Here is a 19,449-nt window from a genome sequence, read left to right as displayed (position 1 = left end):
TTTCTTGGTCTTTTCTTCAGCAGCTTTTTTTGCCTCTTCTTTGGCCTTTTTCGCCTTTGCCTTCGCTTCTTTCTCAGCCTTTTTCGCAGCCTCTTTCTCTTCCTTCTCTTTCTAAAGAGCCGCTATGCGATTATCCGCTGTCTGAAGATCTTTGTTGTGCGGTCTCATCATTTTGGACAATTCCCTATGTCCCAATATTTCTGCAAAACTTAGAAGAAAAGGCTACTTCAAGAAGACCACATCATTATGATATTCAATAAACCTCTGAACTAATATGGCAATTGAATACTTGAGTATTCCGGTGTGGTTTCCCGCACCTGTCCGGCGTGAGGAAATCACCATTCTAACGGAATGGAAATCACCCTTCCGGTCATGAAATCGGCCTCATATAATTAAAATATGCACCACGGCTGTAAATTCAATATGCGGAGGTCACAACTATGACCAAGTATCACGAGATCCTGAGACTTACAGCCTTAGGATTATCATAGCGAGCGAAATACTCAGTTCTTCCGAAAGACCTTCCCTGGTATTCCAGGGAGCATGCATTTTCATGAACGGTACATTCTAGCCAGTATATAAAAGGATTTAAAAAACTATACCTGCATCACCGACCTGCAATCAGAAACTAAATGGCAAGCTATTAGATGCGGAGAAGTTGTTAATTGCTGCCTTTACTGTACCCACGCTATCAGGCATATACTCCTTCGCATATTCAATTGTCTGTCCTGCCAATTGTTCTGCTTTATTCCCTAATTCACTTGCAGTGCTTGATCCTATTTCGACAGCAGTTTTATATGCACCTGATGCTACTGCACAGCCAACCATGCCTCCAACGAGGCCACCAGCAACGGTTCCTACTCCAGGAGCTACCATTGTTCCAATCGCAGCGCCATATTGCATCCCAACCATTCCACCAGCCACCTGCGCTGCATTATCGCCCAAATCATATGCGAGTTCAGCCCCATCAATTTTTCCAGTAGAATAATCAAGAATATCTTCATAAGATTGAACACCAAATAATACTACCGCAGTGGGTACCCCTGTACCCGCAAGCGATTGGATCATTTCGTTGCCTGTTGCTCTCATCCCCATTGCAACGCCTTCACTGATAAAACCGGTTCCATATCCAACAGCACCTGCAACAGCGGTTTCTTCAGTAATGTTTGCTACCATCTCATCAGCAGTGATTTCGCCAGAGGCAAACTGAACTGCATTATCAACCGTGGAAATAGCAAACGTTAATTTGGCCGCCTCTTTGCCCTGCTCGAAACCACGCTGATGCATAGGTAACACTCTCTCCTGTAGAGGTGACACAGTATTATGAATGCGTGTTAAACCCTCTTTGGCTGTAACCACAGCCTTACCTTTTATGTCCCAGTCGTCATTGTAAATTTTCCTAAATCTCTTTAACTCCCCATCCAATTTATAAGGTTTCCCATCTACTGTTATTTTGAATTCAGCAGACGTGGGCCTGCGATCCTTACCAACGTAATTTGACTTTACCTCGTAATCAACAGTATGCCCTGCTTCCTTCAGTTCTCTAATGTGATTTTCTACTCTTTTGAATTGTGACTGATTGACCTCTCCAAGTTGCGGCACTATGTTTTCTTTAGATGCAGGTCCCCCAAAAATGTCTGCGATTAGGTGTCCACGTTGATCACCCACTCTGTAAGAATCATCTCTCAAATGCTGACTTAGCGGTTCCCTGCCTTCACAGATTTGAAGATCTACAATCTTGTTACTTATAGGTCGTCCCATTGCATCTGTTTTCACAGAGAAATTCCCTTTTTTTATCTCCGTATTAGGTTTCAAATCAAAGGAATGGGCCACGATGGTATTTCCGTTTCCTTTCACAGACGTTTCTGTGAGATACGCAATTCCATTATCATCATAGCGAGTCACTTTCCAAGCTTTATCTGCTATCTTTTCTCTGGATTTTGTCAGGATTCCATCCTGAAAATAATCCTTTTTGACATGACCTAATTCATTGCGCGACAGTTTCTCGATAAGTTCATTACCCTTATCAATTTCTGTCACACCGAATACACCTTTGGCAAGAGAAAGCGAAGAATGAAACGCACTGTTTAAAATTGCCATTTTCTCATTCCGATCAAATCCTGGGGCATCAATTTTTACCTTGTCCAGTCTTTCAATTATTGCTGTATTCATTCCTCCACCGCCTTTGTCAACACATTGCAGATTTCATCTATTTCTTCCATATTGAACCCTTCTGTCCGACTAATAACCAGCGTTCTCAGACTATCTGGATTCTGTTCCAACAGCAAGCTATCAAATTGTGAATCTGTCACGCATAATACTGCTTTTAAACAATCTTGTAGTTTTGGAATGTCTTTGAGTTCCCAGAATAATTTCCCGCCAAGGAAAACGTAATCATCGATAAACCCTGCAATTCTATTTCTCTGCACTGCTTGTAGATCGAGAACTTTCAACGAACTCAAAAGATCCACTCTTCTCAAACGTTCCCGATCTATCCATGGCTGCATCAAAGCACATATGACTTCACTCCTTGCCTGTTTCAGCGTTTTGATGATCTCTGGATGTTCATTCACATAAACATGTTCCTGGACATTTGCTTTGTCGATGATCGTGAGCACAGGACTCACCCAGTTGTTTTGGTAAACAACCGCAACACCGCTTGGGAGTTTTGCGATTTCATTGACCTGATCTTCTGTCAGACCCATCGAACGACCAATTGCTTCTCGATCATTTGCCTCTGGCGTGCGTAATACGATTTTAGTATTTGTATTCTTTATTGCGGCGATATCCACTGATGAAGGAGACTGATCGACAATGACAAAGCCCTCACCATATGTTCGGATTTCCGCAATCGTCTGGGTCAGCATTTCGACGGATTTTCCAATCAGTTCCGATTCTCTGCCGGATGTGTTCTTAAGAAGGTTATGTGCCTCTTCCAATACAGTGACATGTTCTAACCCCCGGTTGCTTCCCTTTCTTTGATCTACTCTGTACTCATTAAGGATATAGACCATCAATCCCATGAGCAAAGCCTTTGTCTCAGTAGATTTCACTCGGCTGATATCCAGGATACAGTTCTGATCAAAGAGAACTGTATACGGAGTTTGATCCGATGTGAACATATACTTGTTCAATCCCACGGTAAGGGATCTTACTCTCGTAATCAACGCTCCTCTGTAGTTTGATTTGATATCTGAGGCATAATCAGATGCACTTATTAATTCATCAAGTTTCTCCGCAAGTAACTCAAAGTCTGGGTATTCATGCTCGGTACCATCAAAGGTCGAAGTTCCGAGATCCCAACCTACAGCCTCATACGATCTTAATATTGCATCCTTGAAAAAAGCAGGCATCGCATCGTACATTGGCCAACAAACGCTAAAAATCTCTACCAGGCCATCCACATGTTCGAGAACATGAATTGAATCCGGGAATCTAAACGGGTTCAGATGGATAAGCTGCGCAACTTTAGGGTTAGTGGAGAACACATTTACATCAGGTAGATTCCCAAAGACATCTTTGTATTCCCCCTTAGCCGGCTCAATAACCAGGAAGGAAATCCGATCCTGATATAGTTCGTTCAGCATCTGATACACAGTATTACTCTTTCCGGAGCCTGTAGACCCTGTGATAAATGTATGCATATTTAGGCTCTTATTCTCCAGTTCGACTGCCTTTCCGGTTTCCTTTCCAAGGTCAAATACTTTTCCTAATGTTATCCTCTCTTCTGGCCCAAGTTCTTTCTTCTGAGACCGAAGATTGTACGAAGTGACTTCTTTCCCGAATTCTGCATGTCGAATCACCGGAAATCCGGAAACTGACGAACGTGGAAGACCCATATGTATGCCAAGTTCTTTCCCGCTGATCCATGTCGATGCATCTGTTAGAGCGTCATCGACATCTACCCCATAATAGAATTGCGGATGGATAAATCTGGATAATGACAGTGCAAGATTATTATAGTCTTCCTCTTCCACTTCAGTATCGTCCTTACGCCATGAATTGATTGCAGACACCTCTCGACCAGAGTTTTCTCCATTCATGAGTGAACGATAATTACTCGCTGCAATCTCCGCCGCCGACATATCATCCGATACAAAATATCCAGCAACATTCCACATCCCGTAACTGTCAAACTCTTTTGTCCGTTGTATAGCATCGTCCAACATCTGGAGAACATCAGTAACCTCTTTATTCTCTACTGTAGATGACTCACTGATAGACATCGAATGATTAAGCTGCTCATTGGGTGCGAGTGAATTAAGAAATCCGCTTAAATGACCTGCTATCGAGCCACCGATCATTGCACCTGTAGCCCCTTCAGCAACAGCTCCAACAACTGTCCCTGCAATTGCTGCAAATGCTCCGGCGATCATTGCTGCTTTCTGTTTCCCGTCCATCTCTACAAATGAATTGGTTCTACTTTTACCATCTGTCAGGCTTTTCGAAGTCTGAACCTTCTGATAAGGCGATAGCAAGGTATATTGTGTCTGATAATTTTTTCTGATTCTGGCAACTGTCTGCTGGGTTTGATTTTCGGCAATTATAATCCCGGTAAATGCTCTGCCTTGCATGGCAAGTGCCAATTTCTCAAGACCTTGTACGAATTGATCATTGCCTTGAGTCTGCTCTATTTTTCGGTCTGCAACCACGCTAACAGAAGCAACATTTTTCTTCTGATTGATAGCGTTCGATAGCACCTCTATTCTACTCCGATCAACGTTCTCAAGTTTTATTCCCGGAAAATTTCCCACTAAAGTGTTCTTCAAAGTATCTCCCAGAGTTACAGTGGATCGTTTATACCGGTCAATTAGTTCCCCGTTCCTGACTCCAATATAGAAATCCACTTTCTCTCCATCGGAATCGATAAGGATAAACAAAGATGCTTTATATGTTGACAGAGTATTGAACACCGTTGTGAATTTTTCTGTGATTGGTTCCCCTTTCTGATAGACCATCTCTGAGATCTTAAATAATCTGATATTATCAACCAGATCTTCTTCAAGCGGAGGCAAATCAAACAACTCTGCAGGATCAGCTACTTGTAATTCTTTTAATCTGGAAAGATACTGTTTCCTTATTACCTCCTCTGTGACTTGAAGATAGTTTTCGATCGAAAACTCTTTTGCTTTTATCTCGCCATCCTGTATGCTTTGTAGTTCATTCATTCGTCTACTCCCTCTCAATTGCCATCAGCTGTTCTTTAAATTCCGCAAGCCATTTATTATCGTTTTGGATAACCTTTTCTTCTCCGGTGAGTTGGTGGGCGATGGATTCTTTTTCCTCCGTTTGCTGTTCGATTAGTTCAACCAGATGCTTGTGGTACTGCTCAGCAATTAATGTATCATATCCACGCAAGGTTTCGGTCCTGTCTTGAATCAAAGAATCCATTCTGGTTTCAACCACATCCCTGGCATATTCACGCCATTCCTGGATATTATATGTTGTCACCATCTCTATCTCACCATTGTCATTATCCTCTCCTGGTGATCTGAAAAAGAAAAACTGTTCCTTTGGTTTAACTTGTACAACTTCATTCAATTGCATCAATTGCTGATGAATATCAGGGACACTTTGTTTGATTCCAGGATCATCAAAAGTATCAATCGGAGAAAATTCTTCATCGTATTCTGCAACATCGTATAGACCCCTCAATGATAATGCAATCTCTGCAGACCTAGTATTTGATATTTCCCCAACAATAGTCGTGTAATCCTTGAACACACGCTTGATTTCGTCGCTTAATTCTCTAGACAATTGTACTGCTTCAGCCTCAATTGTGGTCTTCGTTTTCTTCTTTCTCCATTCGGATATCTCATCGAGGAGGCTGTTTTTCTTTTGTTGAAATACATTAGGATCATCAATATTATCTCTGTTGAGAAGGCGACTGTCTGATTCTTTTAACTTTTCTATAACATTATCAATCTCATCCATTCTTTTCATCGTCTCAGAGTATGATCTTTTCCCCTGTTCATTCTCTTTTTGCAATCTGGACTGTACTATATCTGCAGCATCTCGGAGTACTTGTATAGCCGAATTAATAAAATCTGTTTCGGGGTATAACTGGAAATATTTTTGTATGGATTGATCATCTATGGAATCCACTATGTTAAGATGGACAAATCCGAGATCATGAAGAGTACGTTTCAATGAATCAGCATTTAAACTCTTGTCAAAAATGAAAAACACCTGATTGTCGGAAACATCCTTACGATTCTTCAAAAAAGAGGTTATACCTTGCAACTCGAAGATATTCCAACCGTCAATGAACACAACGATCGGAATATGCTTCAAATCATTCTTTTTCAACTCATCCACATCATTGATTTCCTCTATTGAAACGCGTTCCCAATCGATGCTTAGAGCGAGACTGTTCTTGCTTTTCAATAGCTTAAGCGGGTATGCATCATGATATAAATGCTCATTACTTTCTCGAAAAACGATTCCATTAAAATTATGATTCGGATTATCACTGAACCACTTCAGAAGATTTTTAATCCTATCCAATTTTTCATGACGTCCCTCCAGTTCTCCCTTATGGAATATTTCGACCTGATCCTTTGTCACTCCAGCCTGTTCAAAGGCTTGAACAACCTCTTCGCAGTCAAGCTTTGGCCCTGAAAACTCCAATTCGAAATCATATCCATTCATTTCGTTATAAAAGATTTCAGGAACCTCTTTGACCCAGTCTTGCAGGTTTGCGTTCTGATATTTTTCTACAAGACTGTTTATTCTCGGCTCTCTTCCGTTGAACTTTATCTCTGTTTCTAAAAGGTACGGGTTATATGACAGCTCGGCTTTAATCATGTCTTCACCTCGTTAAGTGTCCATATCTTGTTCAATTACAACGATTCAACTACGTCTACTTAATCAAACCATGCAATTTGGCCTGTCTGATTACCTCTGAAAAAGCTTTCAGGGAAAGATCAAGATCGTATTTGTGAACAAAGGCAATAAATTCTGCAGGACTTTTATCATCAAGTATTTTGTCAACTTGTAAATGGTGCTCCCTGACCAGTTCCAGGAAACCATTTGCTTTGTTAATCCTCGTACTTAATATGCTCGGCAACGGTAATGGAAACTTTACTTCCTCTCCGAATCGAACCTTTTAAGTCATCACGCAGCAAGCTATTTATGTTATCTATAATTTTCATATTACCTCTAAAAAACAAACAGAAAACACATCTCATCAATCTAACTATTCAACTATATATTATACCTTATTTTACGTTTTCTGACAATTCCCATATTATGAAACGGGCATATACTTACCGTCTTCTGCATGTAATTGCACGAGTTGATATAATCATTCTTCCATCAAAAAACAGTTAGTCTCCAAATCATTCCCCCCCCGGGAGCACGGCTTTGTGCATGCAAAAAGCACCTCCTGCGAGGTGCTCCCTGCATCCTTTCGGACTGGTCCCTCCCCAGCAAATCACCGGAGACTTCCGCCACCAGGATCGTGAGGCCGGCAGCCGGAAGCTTGTCGGCCTGTTCTTCCCAGAGGGGAAGCCTGCTTTGTTCGTCGAGAACATCGAGACCAATGGATACTAAGCAATGCTCCATCCGACGCTCTCGCTCTACAGCTGCGCCATACGCCGGAAAGCTTTGTGTCATTCTCACCGATCGCAAAATGATAAGGGGAAAGACTTCCTATTACGACTATTTTGCAGGTTATTGACGCCTTAAGGTAAAGTTGTTATCTTGTATCTCCATCGGTGGTTTTTGTCACAATGCTATGCTATAATGGAGGCACAGAATGAAGATCAACAGGAAGAACAAGGACCGACTTTTTCGCTTTATCTTTGGCGATGCGGAGCACAAGGAGCGCGCTCTGGAACTCTACAATGCGCTGAACGGGACGGCATATCAGGATCCGGCAGCCCTGGAGCTCACCATGACAGAGGGCATGTTGTACCTGTCCATGCGGAACGACGTAAGCTTTCTGCTGGACACGGAGATGAACCTGCGGGAGCACCCGGCTGGTACTCCCAACGCCGCGGTATTACGTGTTCTATAACGGGGATGCGGACCTGGAGGACGAGGGAGAACTCCGTTTTACAGATCTGGTGGACAAGCCGGAGCTGAGCAGCATCGAGATCACGGCTCGGGTGCTGAACATCAATGCCGGGCATAACCAGGCACTGATGGAGGCGAGCCGGCATCTGCGGGAATATGCGGAGCTGATCCTCCGGCTGAAGGTGGCCTGCAAGGGAAAGAAGACCCCGGAAGAAATCGTAGCAGCGGTCACCCGCGTGGTGGAACAGTGCATCGCCGATGGCATCCTGGCAGAGATCCTGAAACAGAACAAGGGGGAGGTCATAGAAATGTTTTTTACAGAATACGACGAGAAAGAAACCATGCGACGTCTGGCACGTGATGAACGCCAGGAGGGCCGCAAGGAAGGACTGCAGGAAGGACGCCAGGAAGGACGCATGGAAGAGCGCATTGAATTGCTTTCTCAGCTGACCGAGGAAGGACTGATCACCGAAGAGATCGGCGCGCAGAAGGCCGGCATGGGACTGAGCGACTACAGGAAGGCAATGGAAGAGTACCGCAAGAGGGCCGCCTCGATCGTCAGCGACAATACCAGACAGTCCGAGTAACGAGCCCCTTTCGTTCTATTGATTGGGGTGACCTTGACCGGGTTGTTCGTGGTCGGACGGCGCACCGGGCTACACTTTTCCAGGTAAAGCGGGTTTTTGTAGTAGGTTTTAGGGGCGACCTGCTACAAAAACACCGCACCTGCCCAATCGTGTAGTTTATTTTGGGTCAATTTACTACAAACCCATCCAATCTGCCTGATCGTGTAGCAGGTTCCCTTTGATAATTCCCAGTATATGGAAATTTTTAGCCGCCTCCCACGGAAACCGACTACACTTTTCCCTCCTCTCTGATTTTTTGTAGTCGTTTCCCCCCAGAACCTACTACAAAAAACCGCCCCACCGCTAATTCTGTAGTCCACCGCCGACCATCTCTTTCCGAAGCTCTTCTAGAGCCAAGTCGCTGGGTATTGACATTCTCTGGAACTCCACAACGCACTGAACGGGCAGCGGTCACCCGCGTGGTGGAACAGTGCATCGCCGATGGCATCCTGGCAGAGATTCTGAAAGAGAACAAGGGCGAGGTAATAGAAATGAAAAGGAAATCATGCGGCGCCTGGCACGAGACGAACAACAAGAAGGGCTCTAGGAGGACCGGGAGGAAGGCTTCCAAGAGGGGCATCTGGATATCCTGTCCCAGCTGACCGAGGAAGGACTGATCACCTGACGTGCTCGCACGTCGAGGACGAAACGATCGCCAGGAGCCTCAGCTCCTGGCGATCGTTAATGCGTGCTCAGCAACCGAAAAGGCTTGTATTTCCAATTACAGCAAAGCCTTTTCGGTTGCCGAGATGCAAGGTTTAATGACCAGTTTTTGAAAAACCTTGCATTTCAGCGATTCGGAAACGGCCGAATCGCTGAGCACAAGCATCAAGTAGTGACTGCCAGCGTTGATGAAATCAACGCTGCAGCGAAGATCACACAGTGATCTTCGCTCAATAAGTCCGACGGGGACTTATTGAGCAGGCACTAGTTATCTTCTTGCAAACACATTCAGCCAGCGGAACTGGTCTCTTCCCAGCAGGTCTCCGGTGGCTTCCACCTCCAGGATCGTGAGACCGGCGGCCTGGAGCTTGTCGGTCAGGTCTTCCTGGGTGTAGTTGCGGAAATAGCGGCCTTTCTCGTCGGGGCCGGTCTGGATGCCTTCCTTCACAGACACATACAGGATTCCTCCCGGCGTCAGGTTGTACCGCAGGTTATGGAGAAACTGCTTTGTGCCCTCCTCTGGCAGATGCAGAAGCGACGCGCAGCACCAGATGCCGTCGAAAGGCTCTTCGCTGATCCATGTGGTCATATCTGCCGAGAAGACCTGGATCCCGAGTTTGCGAAAGGCCATCTGGGCAAGCTCCTCCGAGGCGTCCAGGCCTTCCGCCTGAAATCCCATCTTACAGAAGGCCTTCACGTCCCGGCCGCTGCCGCAGCCAACATCGATGATGCGGGCGTGCTCCGGAAGGTAGGCGGCGAACCTGCTGCGCATCCTGTCGAAATCCACATCGATGGTGGACTCGTAGTAGTCGGCCGCGTTCAAATTGTAATAGTCGATCGTGTTCATCATCTATCGTATACCCACTCCCGAAATCCCATATTCTTTGCGGAATCGTAGATCGGGAGCATAATCTCCTCAAGTTGGTTGGCGAAGTGCTCCCGGCTTTGTCCGGGCTGATAAAGCCGGTATCGGATCTCTTCGCTATTCAGATTCTCCCTGGTGCACTTGTTGAACAGCTGGCTCGCCTTCTCGTCCTGCGCCGTGAGCAGATACGCGTCGTACTCCGTCCTGGCAAGGCGCTGGAAGTAGGTGCTCCAGTTCGGCAGGTGGTTGCTCTTGCTGCTGTTGACGCTGCGGATCGTGGGCACCAGGTTCCAAAGCTCATCGCTTGCCACGTAGGACCACGGGACGAAATGATCGATGGAAAGGCCCCTGGTGGTCAGGAGGTCGCCGGTGTAGATATCGATCACAGGCTGCTTTCGGATCATGTACTTCCAATACCCGGTCACTGCAGTGAGCTTCCGCTCCTGCGGCGGGTAGATCTTGCTGGCGATTCCCGGCACCGCCGGATTCCTTCGCTGCAGGTACATGATCAGGTTGTAGTCCGTCCAGCCCAGAAGGATCCCCAGATTGCTCTGCAGGTATTCCATCCAGGGCTGGGTGATCACGATCCGGCTGTCCAGCGCACCGTCGCGATAGATGGTGTACATCACGCCTGTCTGGGTGTTGATGTAGTCTGTGATGGCGGCGGTCTTGTACCAGATCTTCTGCCCAGGGTTGGGCATCAGCGGAGCCTGAAGGCGGTACGGCACGTTCAGGGACAAGGTCCTCATGTACTCGCGTACCTGCTTATCCTCCGTGCTCCGGAGATAGTTCAGGAGCACCTCCTCCTTCTCGGTAGGACGGAAAGGCTCCTGCCCGGCGATATAGAGGACGGTCTTCTCCAGGGTGTCCGATGGTCCCAGGTTCAACTTGTATTCGCTGACCATGTACCAGGCATCTACGATCATCCGCTGGATCAGTTCCCGGAATGGGATCTCTCTTCTGCCCCGGGCCACCTCGTGGAGGATGGCCTTGAACCAGAAGAGCTTGTAACTCTCACTCTTGTTGTCAAATAGTCTGGCGAGGCTTTGTGTATTTACTTTTTCGGATTGTGGGATCTGCATGGTGGTTACTCTCAACACTTTAATTACGGAGCATGGTTGTCCAGATTGTAAATGAGGCATTATTTGTTCCCAAAATACCCTACTTAGGAACCTTTGGATACGGCTTTTTTGAAAATCTGGTATCCAGGCGATCGGCATGAAGCAAAGCGGGAACAATATTTGAGGAATATAGGTTTTGGGCAACGGATCTGGGATTGGCGTGAAACTACAGCGCCCCCTTGATCTTCTCGATCAGGGTGATGTCGGCGGGAAGCCAGTCCACGCTGTCGATGGTGTCTGCGGTGAGCCACCGGGCGTCTTCGGCCTCCTTCAGCACCAGGTTGCCGGACTGAATGGTGCACCAGAAGCAGTCCATGGACAGGTGGAAGGCCGGGTAATCGTACTCGATGGTGTCCAACAGAGCGCCGACGCGGACGACAGTGTCCAGTTCTTCTCGGATCTCCCGGACCAGGGCCTGCTGGGGTGTCTCTCCCCTCTCGATCTTGCCGCCGGGAAACTCCCAGCGGCCTTTGAATTCGCCGTAACCTCTGGCGGTGGCGAAGATGCGGTCCCCGTCCCGGATGACCGCGGCGACTACACGGATGGTGTTCATAAAATGGATGCCTCCTTACACAGCGATCGTCTTGTTTGCCTTGGGCAGCAGTTCTGCCGGCAGCGGGGTGTGGAGCCGCCAGTGGAAGCTGACGGGCTGCTCGCCTTGGTGACTCACGTAATCTGCATTCCCCAGGAAGACATAGGGCGCTGTGTACGCCCCGAACTTCTTGAACTCCCGGACGAACAGAGATATGACACTGCCCTGCTCACGGTGATGGATATAACGCTGGATCTTGGGGCTCTGTTCCTTGTCCTGGCTCTGGCTTTGCCAGTGAAACAGGGTCTGGTTGATGGCGTAGTCCTCGTACATGGTGGAGGGCGAAAAGTCCTTCTCTGACTTGTTCAGGTTGATCAGGAAGATGTCTGTCTTCTTGTCCTTGAATTGCTTCACTCCCTCGCGGAATTCCGGGGACTCTTCCTCGTTGTAGTAGCCAAAGGCCGCCATGATCTGACTGGTGTTGTAGCTGCAGTGCAGATCGATGGGACACACGTACGCATACTCGTTGGTGCCTGCCACAAAACTCACATGGGATCGGTTATACTGCAGGATCTGCAGCACCTCCTCCCGAATGAACCGCTCGTCCAACACGGCGTTGATCCCCTCGTCGATGCTCCCGTACCCTTCCTTCCGCGGGCACTTCCTGTGGAAGGTGTAGTACAGCATGTTTCGCATCAGGCGCTCGGTCTCGTTCCGACAGGATAGATTTCCCTTCACGTAGCGGATCCAGTAATCCAGCAGGCGGATGGAGTTGATGTGGAACAGACCGTTGAACCTGGCATAAAGCTTTGTGTACCGATCCTCCTCCAATACCTCCTCGCCGGGGAGTAGCCCCGCCCAGTACATGAGCCGGTACAGCGATCGCTTCCCTGTGTTCTGGTAGAAATCGTAGAGGGACAAGTCGTGCTCCGGCAGGAAATTCTCCAGGGTCAGCGGCAGCCCGGTGTCGGCCTGGAAGGTGCGCACCTCTTCTGTCAACACGGACTTAGTGTTGTCTGTCTGCTTCAGATTGTCCAGTATGTGCTCCCTCGCCAGCTTTTCGAACTCGATGTAGCAGCCCTTGGGGAGCTGGGAGAACCCCTCGTCGATCTGCTTCCGCAGCGACTTCCGTCCTTTCCCGACCAGGGCCTCGTACTTGGCCGCAAACTTATATCGCTTGTTGGCGCGCCCCACAAAATCCAGTACCGTCAGGCAGTCCTTCCCTTCCGCGATCCGAAGGCCCCTGCCCAGCTGCTGCAGGAACACCGTGGCGCTCTCTGTGGGCCGCAGGAACAGGATCGTGTTCACCTCCGGGATGTCCACGCCCTCGTTGTATAGATCCACCACAAAGATAAACTTGATTTCCCCCTTCACCAGCCGGCGCTTGGCATCGTCCCGGATGTCGTCTATGCTCTGTGCGGAGAGAGCGATGGAGGGAACCCCCTGCTCATTGAAATACCTGGCCATGTACTCGGCGTGGGCCACACTGACGCAGAATCCCAGGCCCTTCACCTCGGCCATGTCTGCCACGTATTCCCGGACCTTCCGGAGCACCAGCTGGCATCGAGCCGTGTCAGCCGTATAGACGGACTCCAGTTCCCGCACATCGTAACGTCCATTCAGCCAGTGAAGCTTCTGATAATCTACCTGGTCCGTGACACCGAAATACTGGAAGGTGCTGAGCAGATTCCGGTCGATGGCCTCCCCCAGCAGCATCCTGGAAGCGATCCGCCCATCAAAATACTTCAGGATGTCCTCTCCATCCATACGATCCGGGGTAGCCGTCAGCCCTAGCAGGATCTTCGGCTGATAGTGGGTCAACAAGCCCTGATAGGACTTGGCAGAGGCGTGATGAAACTCATCCACGATGATGAAATCATAGTAATCCGGGGAGGTCCACTCTGTCAGCCTGGCGGAGTTGAGGGACTGCACGCTGATAAACAGGTGCTCTATATCCGAAGGCTTCCTCCCGTCCACATATAACTCACCGAAATTGAAGTCGTTCAGCACCTCCTGAAACTTCTCAATACTCTGCTCCAGGATCTCCTTCCTGTGGGCCACGAACAGCAGCCGCGCATGGGGCTGATGCTCCCGGAAGCGTTTGTAATCAAACGCAGCCACGATGGTCTTGCCCACGCCGGTCGCCGCCACCACCAGGTTCTTGTAGTGGCCGTAGTTCTCCCGCTCCGCCTGCAGATTATCCAGAATCTCCTGCTGGTAGGCGTAAGGCCGGAAGGACATGTGAAGCCGCCTGCGATTTTCAACCTCCCACTGGGGCCGATCCAACTCGTCCTGCAGTTTTCGGCGGCAGGCCTCCTCTTCCGGATCAAACCTTTCGAAAGCCGCATCGTTCCAATAGCTCTCAAAGGAGACCGAGAACTTCTTCACGATATCGAAAGACTCCTTCTCCGTCACCTTCACATTCCACTCCAGACCCCCGGTCAGCGCCGGGTTGGAAAGGTTGGAAGACCCGATATACGCGGTGGAAAACCCGGTCTCCCTATGAAAAAGATAAGACTTGGCATGCATCCTGGCATGCCCTGTCTCGTAGTTGATCTTGACCTCTGTGCGCGGAAGCTTCGCCAGCTCCATGATGGCTTTGTAGTCGGTGGCCCGGGTGTATGTCGTCGTGATCACCCTGAGCCTCGCCTCCGGCCGGGCCGTGAAAGCCCGCAGCTCCGTCAGCAGCGGCCGGATTGCGCTCCACTTGATAAAGGAGACCAGCAGATCCACCGAATCTGCGCTGAGGATCTCCCTCTTCAGTTCGTTCATCATGCTGGGTTCCGTTGGTGCTCCGGTGAACAAAGCATTCTCCACGATGGATGTCTCCGGCCGAATCACCTTCTGCACGGAAATGCTCCGCACGGAATTCAATTTCTCATAGAGTGCCGTCAGCACCTCTCCCTTCTCCAGGATCCGTTTGTCCCGAAAATCCGGTTCCTCGGTATGCGCCGCTACCTCTTCGATTATATCGTTACAAAGCCTTATCTGCGCACTCAGTGCCTTCGCATCTTCCCTGCTTGGATAGCTGTCCCTGATATAGCGTAGCCCCTTCTGGATCACATAGGAGATATAGATCGTCAGGATCTTCCTGGCATCCTCCGCCTGAAGGTTTTCCAACTGAATGTCGTACTTCTCAGGATCCAGCTCTGCCAGTTCCCTGTTGATCCTTGTGTTTACGATCTGTTCGTAAATTCCGTTCCTTAGCATAATCGTTCCTCACATATGCGTATCGTCTGTCTCTCAATTATACTGCACTTGCAGGCCAGAGGCAATATCCGAGGTGTTGTCCATTATTCAGAAAAAAAGCTTTGTGCAAGCAGACGAGAACCTCTGTCAATGTGCCTTTCGATCAATCTCGTGGGCGACACCCACGAAAACAAAGCAATCGCCCACGAAAATCGATGGATATCCACACATTTACTGGGAGAATTCATACAATTTGGCTGGTGGCGCCCACGAAAAACAAGGGACCCACCCACGACTCATTTAAAGTCGAAAAAAACTATGCAACCCGATGCTTTCGATCAGATCAGCGATATCTTTTTCGTCGTCTACAACCAAAATCTTCTCCATAAATATCAACTCCTACTTTGGCTTACGGAACAACAATAGTATTATAGCAGTTCCAAAAAAGCAATTCTCAAACAGCTGCTTAAGGAAATGTTAAGAATGTCCTTACAGCTCCTTTCTCTCGAAAACGCGAATAGTTATTTTCATAGACAAAAGAAGTATAGCAATATCAACGCCAAGAAGGATCGGAACTATAATGGCCGGAGGATCTTGCAGGAACGCTATGATCAATGCCATATCCGGATGGAGCATGCTGGCAACAACGGTCGGAAGAAGACAAATGAACAGCAAGCCGAATGTAAACACGTGACGCGCCTTGGTGATGCTGTATCGTATGACGACCGGCATATATATGCCATAAAGGATCAATCCAATCAGCAGAAGTATCAGAACCTCCAACAGGCTCAGAGGACTAAGCCTGGGATAGAGCAATGCGACAATGGAATACGCTGCAATACACGCTGCACAGAAAAGCAGATAGCAAATATACTTGGCAATGATGTAACTCTTACGTGAGTATGGCGCTGCGCAAACAAGGGCTGTCGCTTTTGGGTTCTTCTCCTCCTCTGTTGCCACTGCCTGCATATAGGAAAGATCAGTTAGTACCGCCATATAGAGAAATGCCAACGGCCCCATCTGTGCATGGGTCGAATCACCATCCGGGATCATGATCAGCACCGGGACAAGGATACATATCCCCAAAAGGATCAAAATATTCCTCCTTACCAAAATATAATCTTTTCTCACAAGACTAGCGTTCATCATTCTCACCTCCAATGTATCCGAGCATGATGTCCTCGATGGCTGCCTTCTCCAGCAGAACATCCGGCATTTCTTTCTTCAATTCCAAAGCATGGTCTGTGACCCCTGTGAAGCCAAAGGAGGAAATCCTAAGGTTCCTTATGAGCTTTCTGTTTTGATCGTTGAGCAGGGCGGGATCTCCCTTGATGATACGGAAGGTGTCGAGCAGATTATCCTTGCTTTGTTGAAAAACGATTCTACCCCCGTGAATGAGAACGAGCATGTCTGCGATCTTGTCCAGGTCAGAAGTAATGTGTGTCGAGAAGAAAACGCCCTTGCCGCCGTTGTTCATATAGTCCCTGACGATCTCCAGGAACTGACTTCGTACCAGCGGATCAAGCCCACTCGTCGGCTCGTCCATGATAAGCAGTTCGGCCTGATGAGAGAGAGCCAACACAAGGGCGAATTTCATGATCATGCCGCTGGAAAGCGAAGCAATCTTCTGCCCCGGATCAAGCGCAAACTTCTCCATATAGAATCGATAATCCTCATCGCTCCATCGGGAATAGGCCGGTGCAATGATGCTTTTCATTTCCTTCATGGTCAGGTCCTTGTAGAAATAGCTGCCGTCCATGACGACACCGATCCGGTCCTTGATCTCCTGTTCGTATTCCTCCGCATCCAAACCAAATACTCTGATCGTACCGGCATCTTTGGGTGCGAGGTTCAGGATCGTGCGGATCGTCGTCGTCTTCCCCGCGCCATTGGCTCCAATGAAGCCGGTGATGCATCCCTCCGGCAAGGAAAAGGAAACATCGTCAAGGGAAAACTTGGAATAGTGTTTCACTAGACCAGACACTTCCAGGATATTATCCATAGTTAATCCTCCTCATACAGAATATCCAACATTGCGTACAGGTCGTCCTTCTCAATATCAAACAGTTTCGCATTATGAACAGCCTTCTGTAAGTCCTGTTCAATGATGCGGCGTTTGGAATCTCGGAGCAGTTCCAGATTTCCCATAGATACGAAGGTGCCTCTTCCTGCCTTACTGACAGCAAAGCCTTCCTTCTCCAATTCCTCATAGACACGGCGAATCGTCAGGACGCTGACTTGTACGTCGTTTGCAAGGCTGCGGATAGACGGCAGCAGCGCCCCCTCCTCTAACTCGCCTCTCAGGATGGCGTCCTTGATCTGCTCCTTGATCTGCATATACAGCGGAGTGTCTGATGAATTGGATACGATTACGTTCATGTTCTTCCCCTCCCCAAACTGTGTATTTATCACATACACAGTATATACTTAATGTACAGATTTGTCAAAAATTCATTTTTAACTTTGGGGTGTTCCGCAAATTCAACAAAAAACAGTAAGCGCGGAACAATTGTTCCGCGTACTGAGAAAAAACTGCACATTGCGGAACAGACGTTCTCGCAACCTGGAATACGCTCCCTTTCAGCTACCGTGCCGTTACCGGGTTCTACAGAAGAGGTGCTCCCTGGGTGTCCGATATGGCTTTGTGCCGGAATCTTCTTCAGCGCTGCCCTTTCCCTCCGCGCCGCTTATAGTCCTCATCGATGCGCTTCTTCCAGTCTGCGCCGATGGGGGCTGCCGCTGCACGCATCTCGCAAACGGTGTCTGCGAGGACCTCATAGTTCAGCACTGTGCCTTCGTGGTCGCTGTTGTAGTTTGCCGCGCGATCTGCGGAGATCCCGAAACGTCCGGCGGTTTCGATGGCGTCGATATTGGCCCCCAGGAACAGAAACTCCCAGCCGTACTTCTCCTTCTGGCGCTCGACCATCCTTTTCACACGATCGTAGGAATACTTGCGGCTGGCATTTTCCATCCCGTCCGTGGTGATCACAAAGATCGTCTTCTCCGGCCGGTCTTCCTCCCGCGCGTACTTATGAATATTGCCGATGTGGTGGATCGCGCCGCCGACAGCATCCAACAGCGCTGTGCAGCCTCGCACAAAGTATTCCTTGTCTGTCATCTGCGGCAGTTTCTCAAGGGGCACACGATCGTACAGCACCTCGCTGCGGTCATCAAACAATATTGTGGATACCAGCACCTCACCGTCGGCCTCGCGTTGCTTCTTCAGCATGCTGTTGTATCCGCCAATGGTATCGCTCTCCAATCCTGACATGGATCCGCTTCTGTCCAGGATCATCACCAGTTCTGTTAAGTTCTTTTTCATATCTGCAATCCCTCCTTGTTCTTTGATGATACAAGTATATCGGATCTGCAGATGTAAGTGGTCGCTTGCAAAGCGACAGAAATCAGCCCAGGATCGGCTGCTGGAATTGGAACAGCAGTGCATTCACCTCATAGATATCGTAAATGCCATTCTCTATACAGAAGCTCACGATCACGTCGGATTTGCTGTTATTGGTCAGCATGAGTCCTGCGCTGGCCAGTAGATCTCTGGTGTCATCCAGGTTTAGCCGCAGCGCGATCGCAAGGGCAACGATGGTTTTCTTCTTGGGTATGTAGTTCTCGTTGCACCGGATCTTGGAAAAGAGCTTGCGGTCAACATTTGCCCGCTTATACACTTCCGGATCTGTCATCCCGCGCTCATCGATCATGCGCAGCAGTCTTGCCTGAAAGCTTTCCCCCAGATTGTTTAGCACATCCTCCAGAGAGGCCTTCTTCTGTTGTGGAGCATACTCTGGTTCCGCGTCCAATGTCATGCTCTCTGCCAACAGTCTGCGCCTGTATCTCTCTCCCGAAAGGGTTCCAATAGGTCCGCCGTATTCCTCTTCCGCGCGCTCGGAGACGTAGTTTTCATCGATGTATTCTTCGATCTGCTCTGTCAGTCCCGCAGCGATCTGATAAGAACTGCGCCCAAATACCACCAGAACGACGTTCAGATCGGAGTCCTTCAGGTGCTCCCGAATGATCTCCAGGGCGATCTCCAGGGCCTGATCCTTCGGGAAGCCATAGACACCGGTTGCGATCAAAGGAAAAGCAATGCTCTCACAGCCTAGCTGATCTGCAATGAGCAGGGACTTCCTGTAACAGGAGCGCAAAACATCATATTCTCCGTGACTCCCATCGACCCAGGCCGGGCCTACGGTATGGATGATGTATTTTGCGGGAAGCTGAAATGCGTCGGTGACCGCTACCTCCCCCGGCGCGATCCTGCCGATCTTTCGCCTTTCTGCCAGAAGCTCATCCGCCCCTGCTGCCATGTAGATGGCTGCATCTGTGCCGCTGGCGTATATTGGCTCCGGGTTGGCAGTGTTCACGATAGCATCCGCCTTCACCTTCGTTATGTCATTTCTGATGATCTTAAAAGGCAAATCGTCA

General features: G+C 48.7%; 15 protein-coding genes. 3 read left to right on the top strand and 12 right to left on the bottom strand.

The genetic code is table 11. From position 1 onward, the window contains the following. Positions 1-621: 621 nt before the first annotated feature. Genes P156_RS0101400 through P156_RS0101390 form a run of 3 tightly spaced genes read right to left on the bottom strand, consistent with a single transcriptional unit; the run spans position 622 to position 6,807 of the window. Positions 622-2,172: a DNA/RNA non-specific endonuclease gene (locus P156_RS0101400; protein ID WP_027868621.1), complete on the bottom strand. Its 1,551-nt coding sequence runs from the start codon at positions 2,170-2,172 to the stop codon at positions 622-624. After that, a complete protein-coding gene (locus P156_RS0101395) occupies positions 2,169-5,168 on the bottom strand; it encodes an ATP-binding protein (RefSeq protein WP_027868620.1) in 3,000 nt (999 codons plus the stop codon). Before P156_RS0101395 ends, P156_RS0101400 begins: the two co-directional genes overlap by 4 nt. A 4-nt stretch (positions 5,169-5,172) precedes the next feature. Then, positions 5,173-6,807: a hypothetical protein gene (locus P156_RS0101390; protein ID WP_027868619.1), complete on the bottom strand. Its 1,635-nt coding sequence runs from the start codon at positions 6,805-6,807 to the stop codon at positions 5,173-5,175. 564 nt (positions 6,808-7,371) lie between these two features. Between P156_RS0101390 and P156_RS13255 the strand changes: the two genes are divergently transcribed. The 3 genes from P156_RS13255 (at position 7,372) to P156_RS0101370 (ending at position 8,606) form a co-directional block, all read left to right on the top strand. Continuing rightward, positions 7,372-7,554, top strand: a complete 183-nt coding sequence (locus tag P156_RS13255; RefSeq protein ID WP_185752108.1) for a hypothetical protein — start codon at positions 7,372-7,374, stop codon at positions 7,552-7,554. 205 nt (positions 7,555-7,759) lie between these two features. Further along, positions 7,760-8,020, top strand: a complete 261-nt coding sequence (locus P156_RS11075; RefSeq protein ID WP_051600487.1) for a hypothetical protein — start codon at positions 7,760-7,762, stop codon at positions 8,018-8,020. Continuing rightward, positions 8,010-8,606 carry a hypothetical protein gene (locus tag P156_RS0101370; protein ID WP_027868616.1) on the top strand — a complete coding sequence of 199 codons (597 nt, stop codon included), beginning with the start codon at positions 8,010-8,012 and terminating at the stop codon, positions 8,604-8,606. Before P156_RS11075 ends, P156_RS0101370 begins: the two co-directional genes overlap by 11 nt. 970 nt (positions 8,607-9,576) lie before the next feature. Here P156_RS0101370 and P156_RS0101355 read toward each other — a convergent pair. From P156_RS0101355 to P156_RS0101310, 9 genes are all read right to left on the bottom strand, one after another. Next, positions 9,577-10,158, bottom strand: coding sequence for a bifunctional 2-polyprenyl-6-hydroxyphenol methylase/3-demethylubiquinol 3-O-methyltransferase UbiG (locus P156_RS0101355; RefSeq protein ID WP_027868613.1), 582 nt, complete (start codon positions 10,156-10,158; stop codon positions 9,577-9,579). Next, complete coding sequence (locus P156_RS0101350) at positions 10,155-11,255, bottom strand: HNH endonuclease domain-containing protein (RefSeq protein ID WP_027868612.1); 1,101 nt, start codon at positions 11,253-11,255, stop codon at positions 10,155-10,157. Before P156_RS0101350 ends, P156_RS0101355 begins: the two co-directional genes overlap by 4 nt. A gap of 205 nt (positions 11,256-11,460) precedes the next feature. After that, a complete protein-coding gene (locus P156_RS0101345) occupies positions 11,461-11,847 on the bottom strand; it encodes a (deoxy)nucleoside triphosphate pyrophosphohydrolase (RefSeq protein WP_027868611.1) in 387 nt (128 codons plus the stop codon). 15 nt (positions 11,848-11,862) lie between these two features. Continuing rightward, positions 11,863-15,036: a DEAD/DEAH box helicase gene (locus tag P156_RS0101340; RefSeq protein WP_027868610.1), complete on the bottom strand. Its 3,174-nt coding sequence runs from the start codon at positions 15,034-15,036 to the stop codon at positions 11,863-11,865. A gap of 468 nt (positions 15,037-15,504) precedes the next feature. After that, positions 15,505-16,161, bottom strand: a complete 657-nt coding sequence (locus P156_RS0101330) for an ABC-2 transporter permease (protein WP_255344218.1) — start codon at positions 16,159-16,161, stop codon at positions 15,505-15,507. Beyond that, complete coding sequence (locus tag P156_RS0101325) at positions 16,151-17,017, bottom strand: ABC transporter ATP-binding protein (RefSeq protein WP_027868608.1); 867 nt, start codon at positions 17,015-17,017, stop codon at positions 16,151-16,153. The genes P156_RS0101330 and P156_RS0101325 overlap by 11 nt, the downstream gene beginning before the upstream one ends. Before the next feature lie 2 nt (positions 17,018-17,019). Beyond that, a complete protein-coding gene (locus P156_RS0101320) occupies positions 17,020-17,394 on the bottom strand; it encodes a GntR family transcriptional regulator (protein WP_027868607.1) in 375 nt (124 codons plus the stop codon). A 280-nt stretch (positions 17,395-17,674) separates the two neighbouring features. Further along, entirely contained in the window at positions 17,675-18,337 is a 663-nt protein-coding gene (locus tag P156_RS0101315; RefSeq protein WP_027868606.1) for a vWA domain-containing protein, read from the bottom strand. Between the two features lie 82 nt (positions 18,338-18,419). Beyond that, positions 18,420-19,442, bottom strand: coding sequence for a macro domain-containing protein (locus P156_RS0101310; RefSeq protein WP_027868605.1), 1,023 nt, complete (start codon positions 19,440-19,442; stop codon positions 18,420-18,422). Positions 19,443-19,449: the final 7 nt, after the last annotated feature.

It is taken from the genome of Eubacterium sp. AB3007 (assembly GCF_000688015.1).
Lineage (GTDB): Bacteria > Bacillota > Clostridia > Peptostreptococcales > Anaerovoracaceae > Aminicella.
The sequence above is the reverse complement of the archived record's forward strand: the minus strand, read 5'-3'. Positions and strand labels throughout refer to the sequence as shown.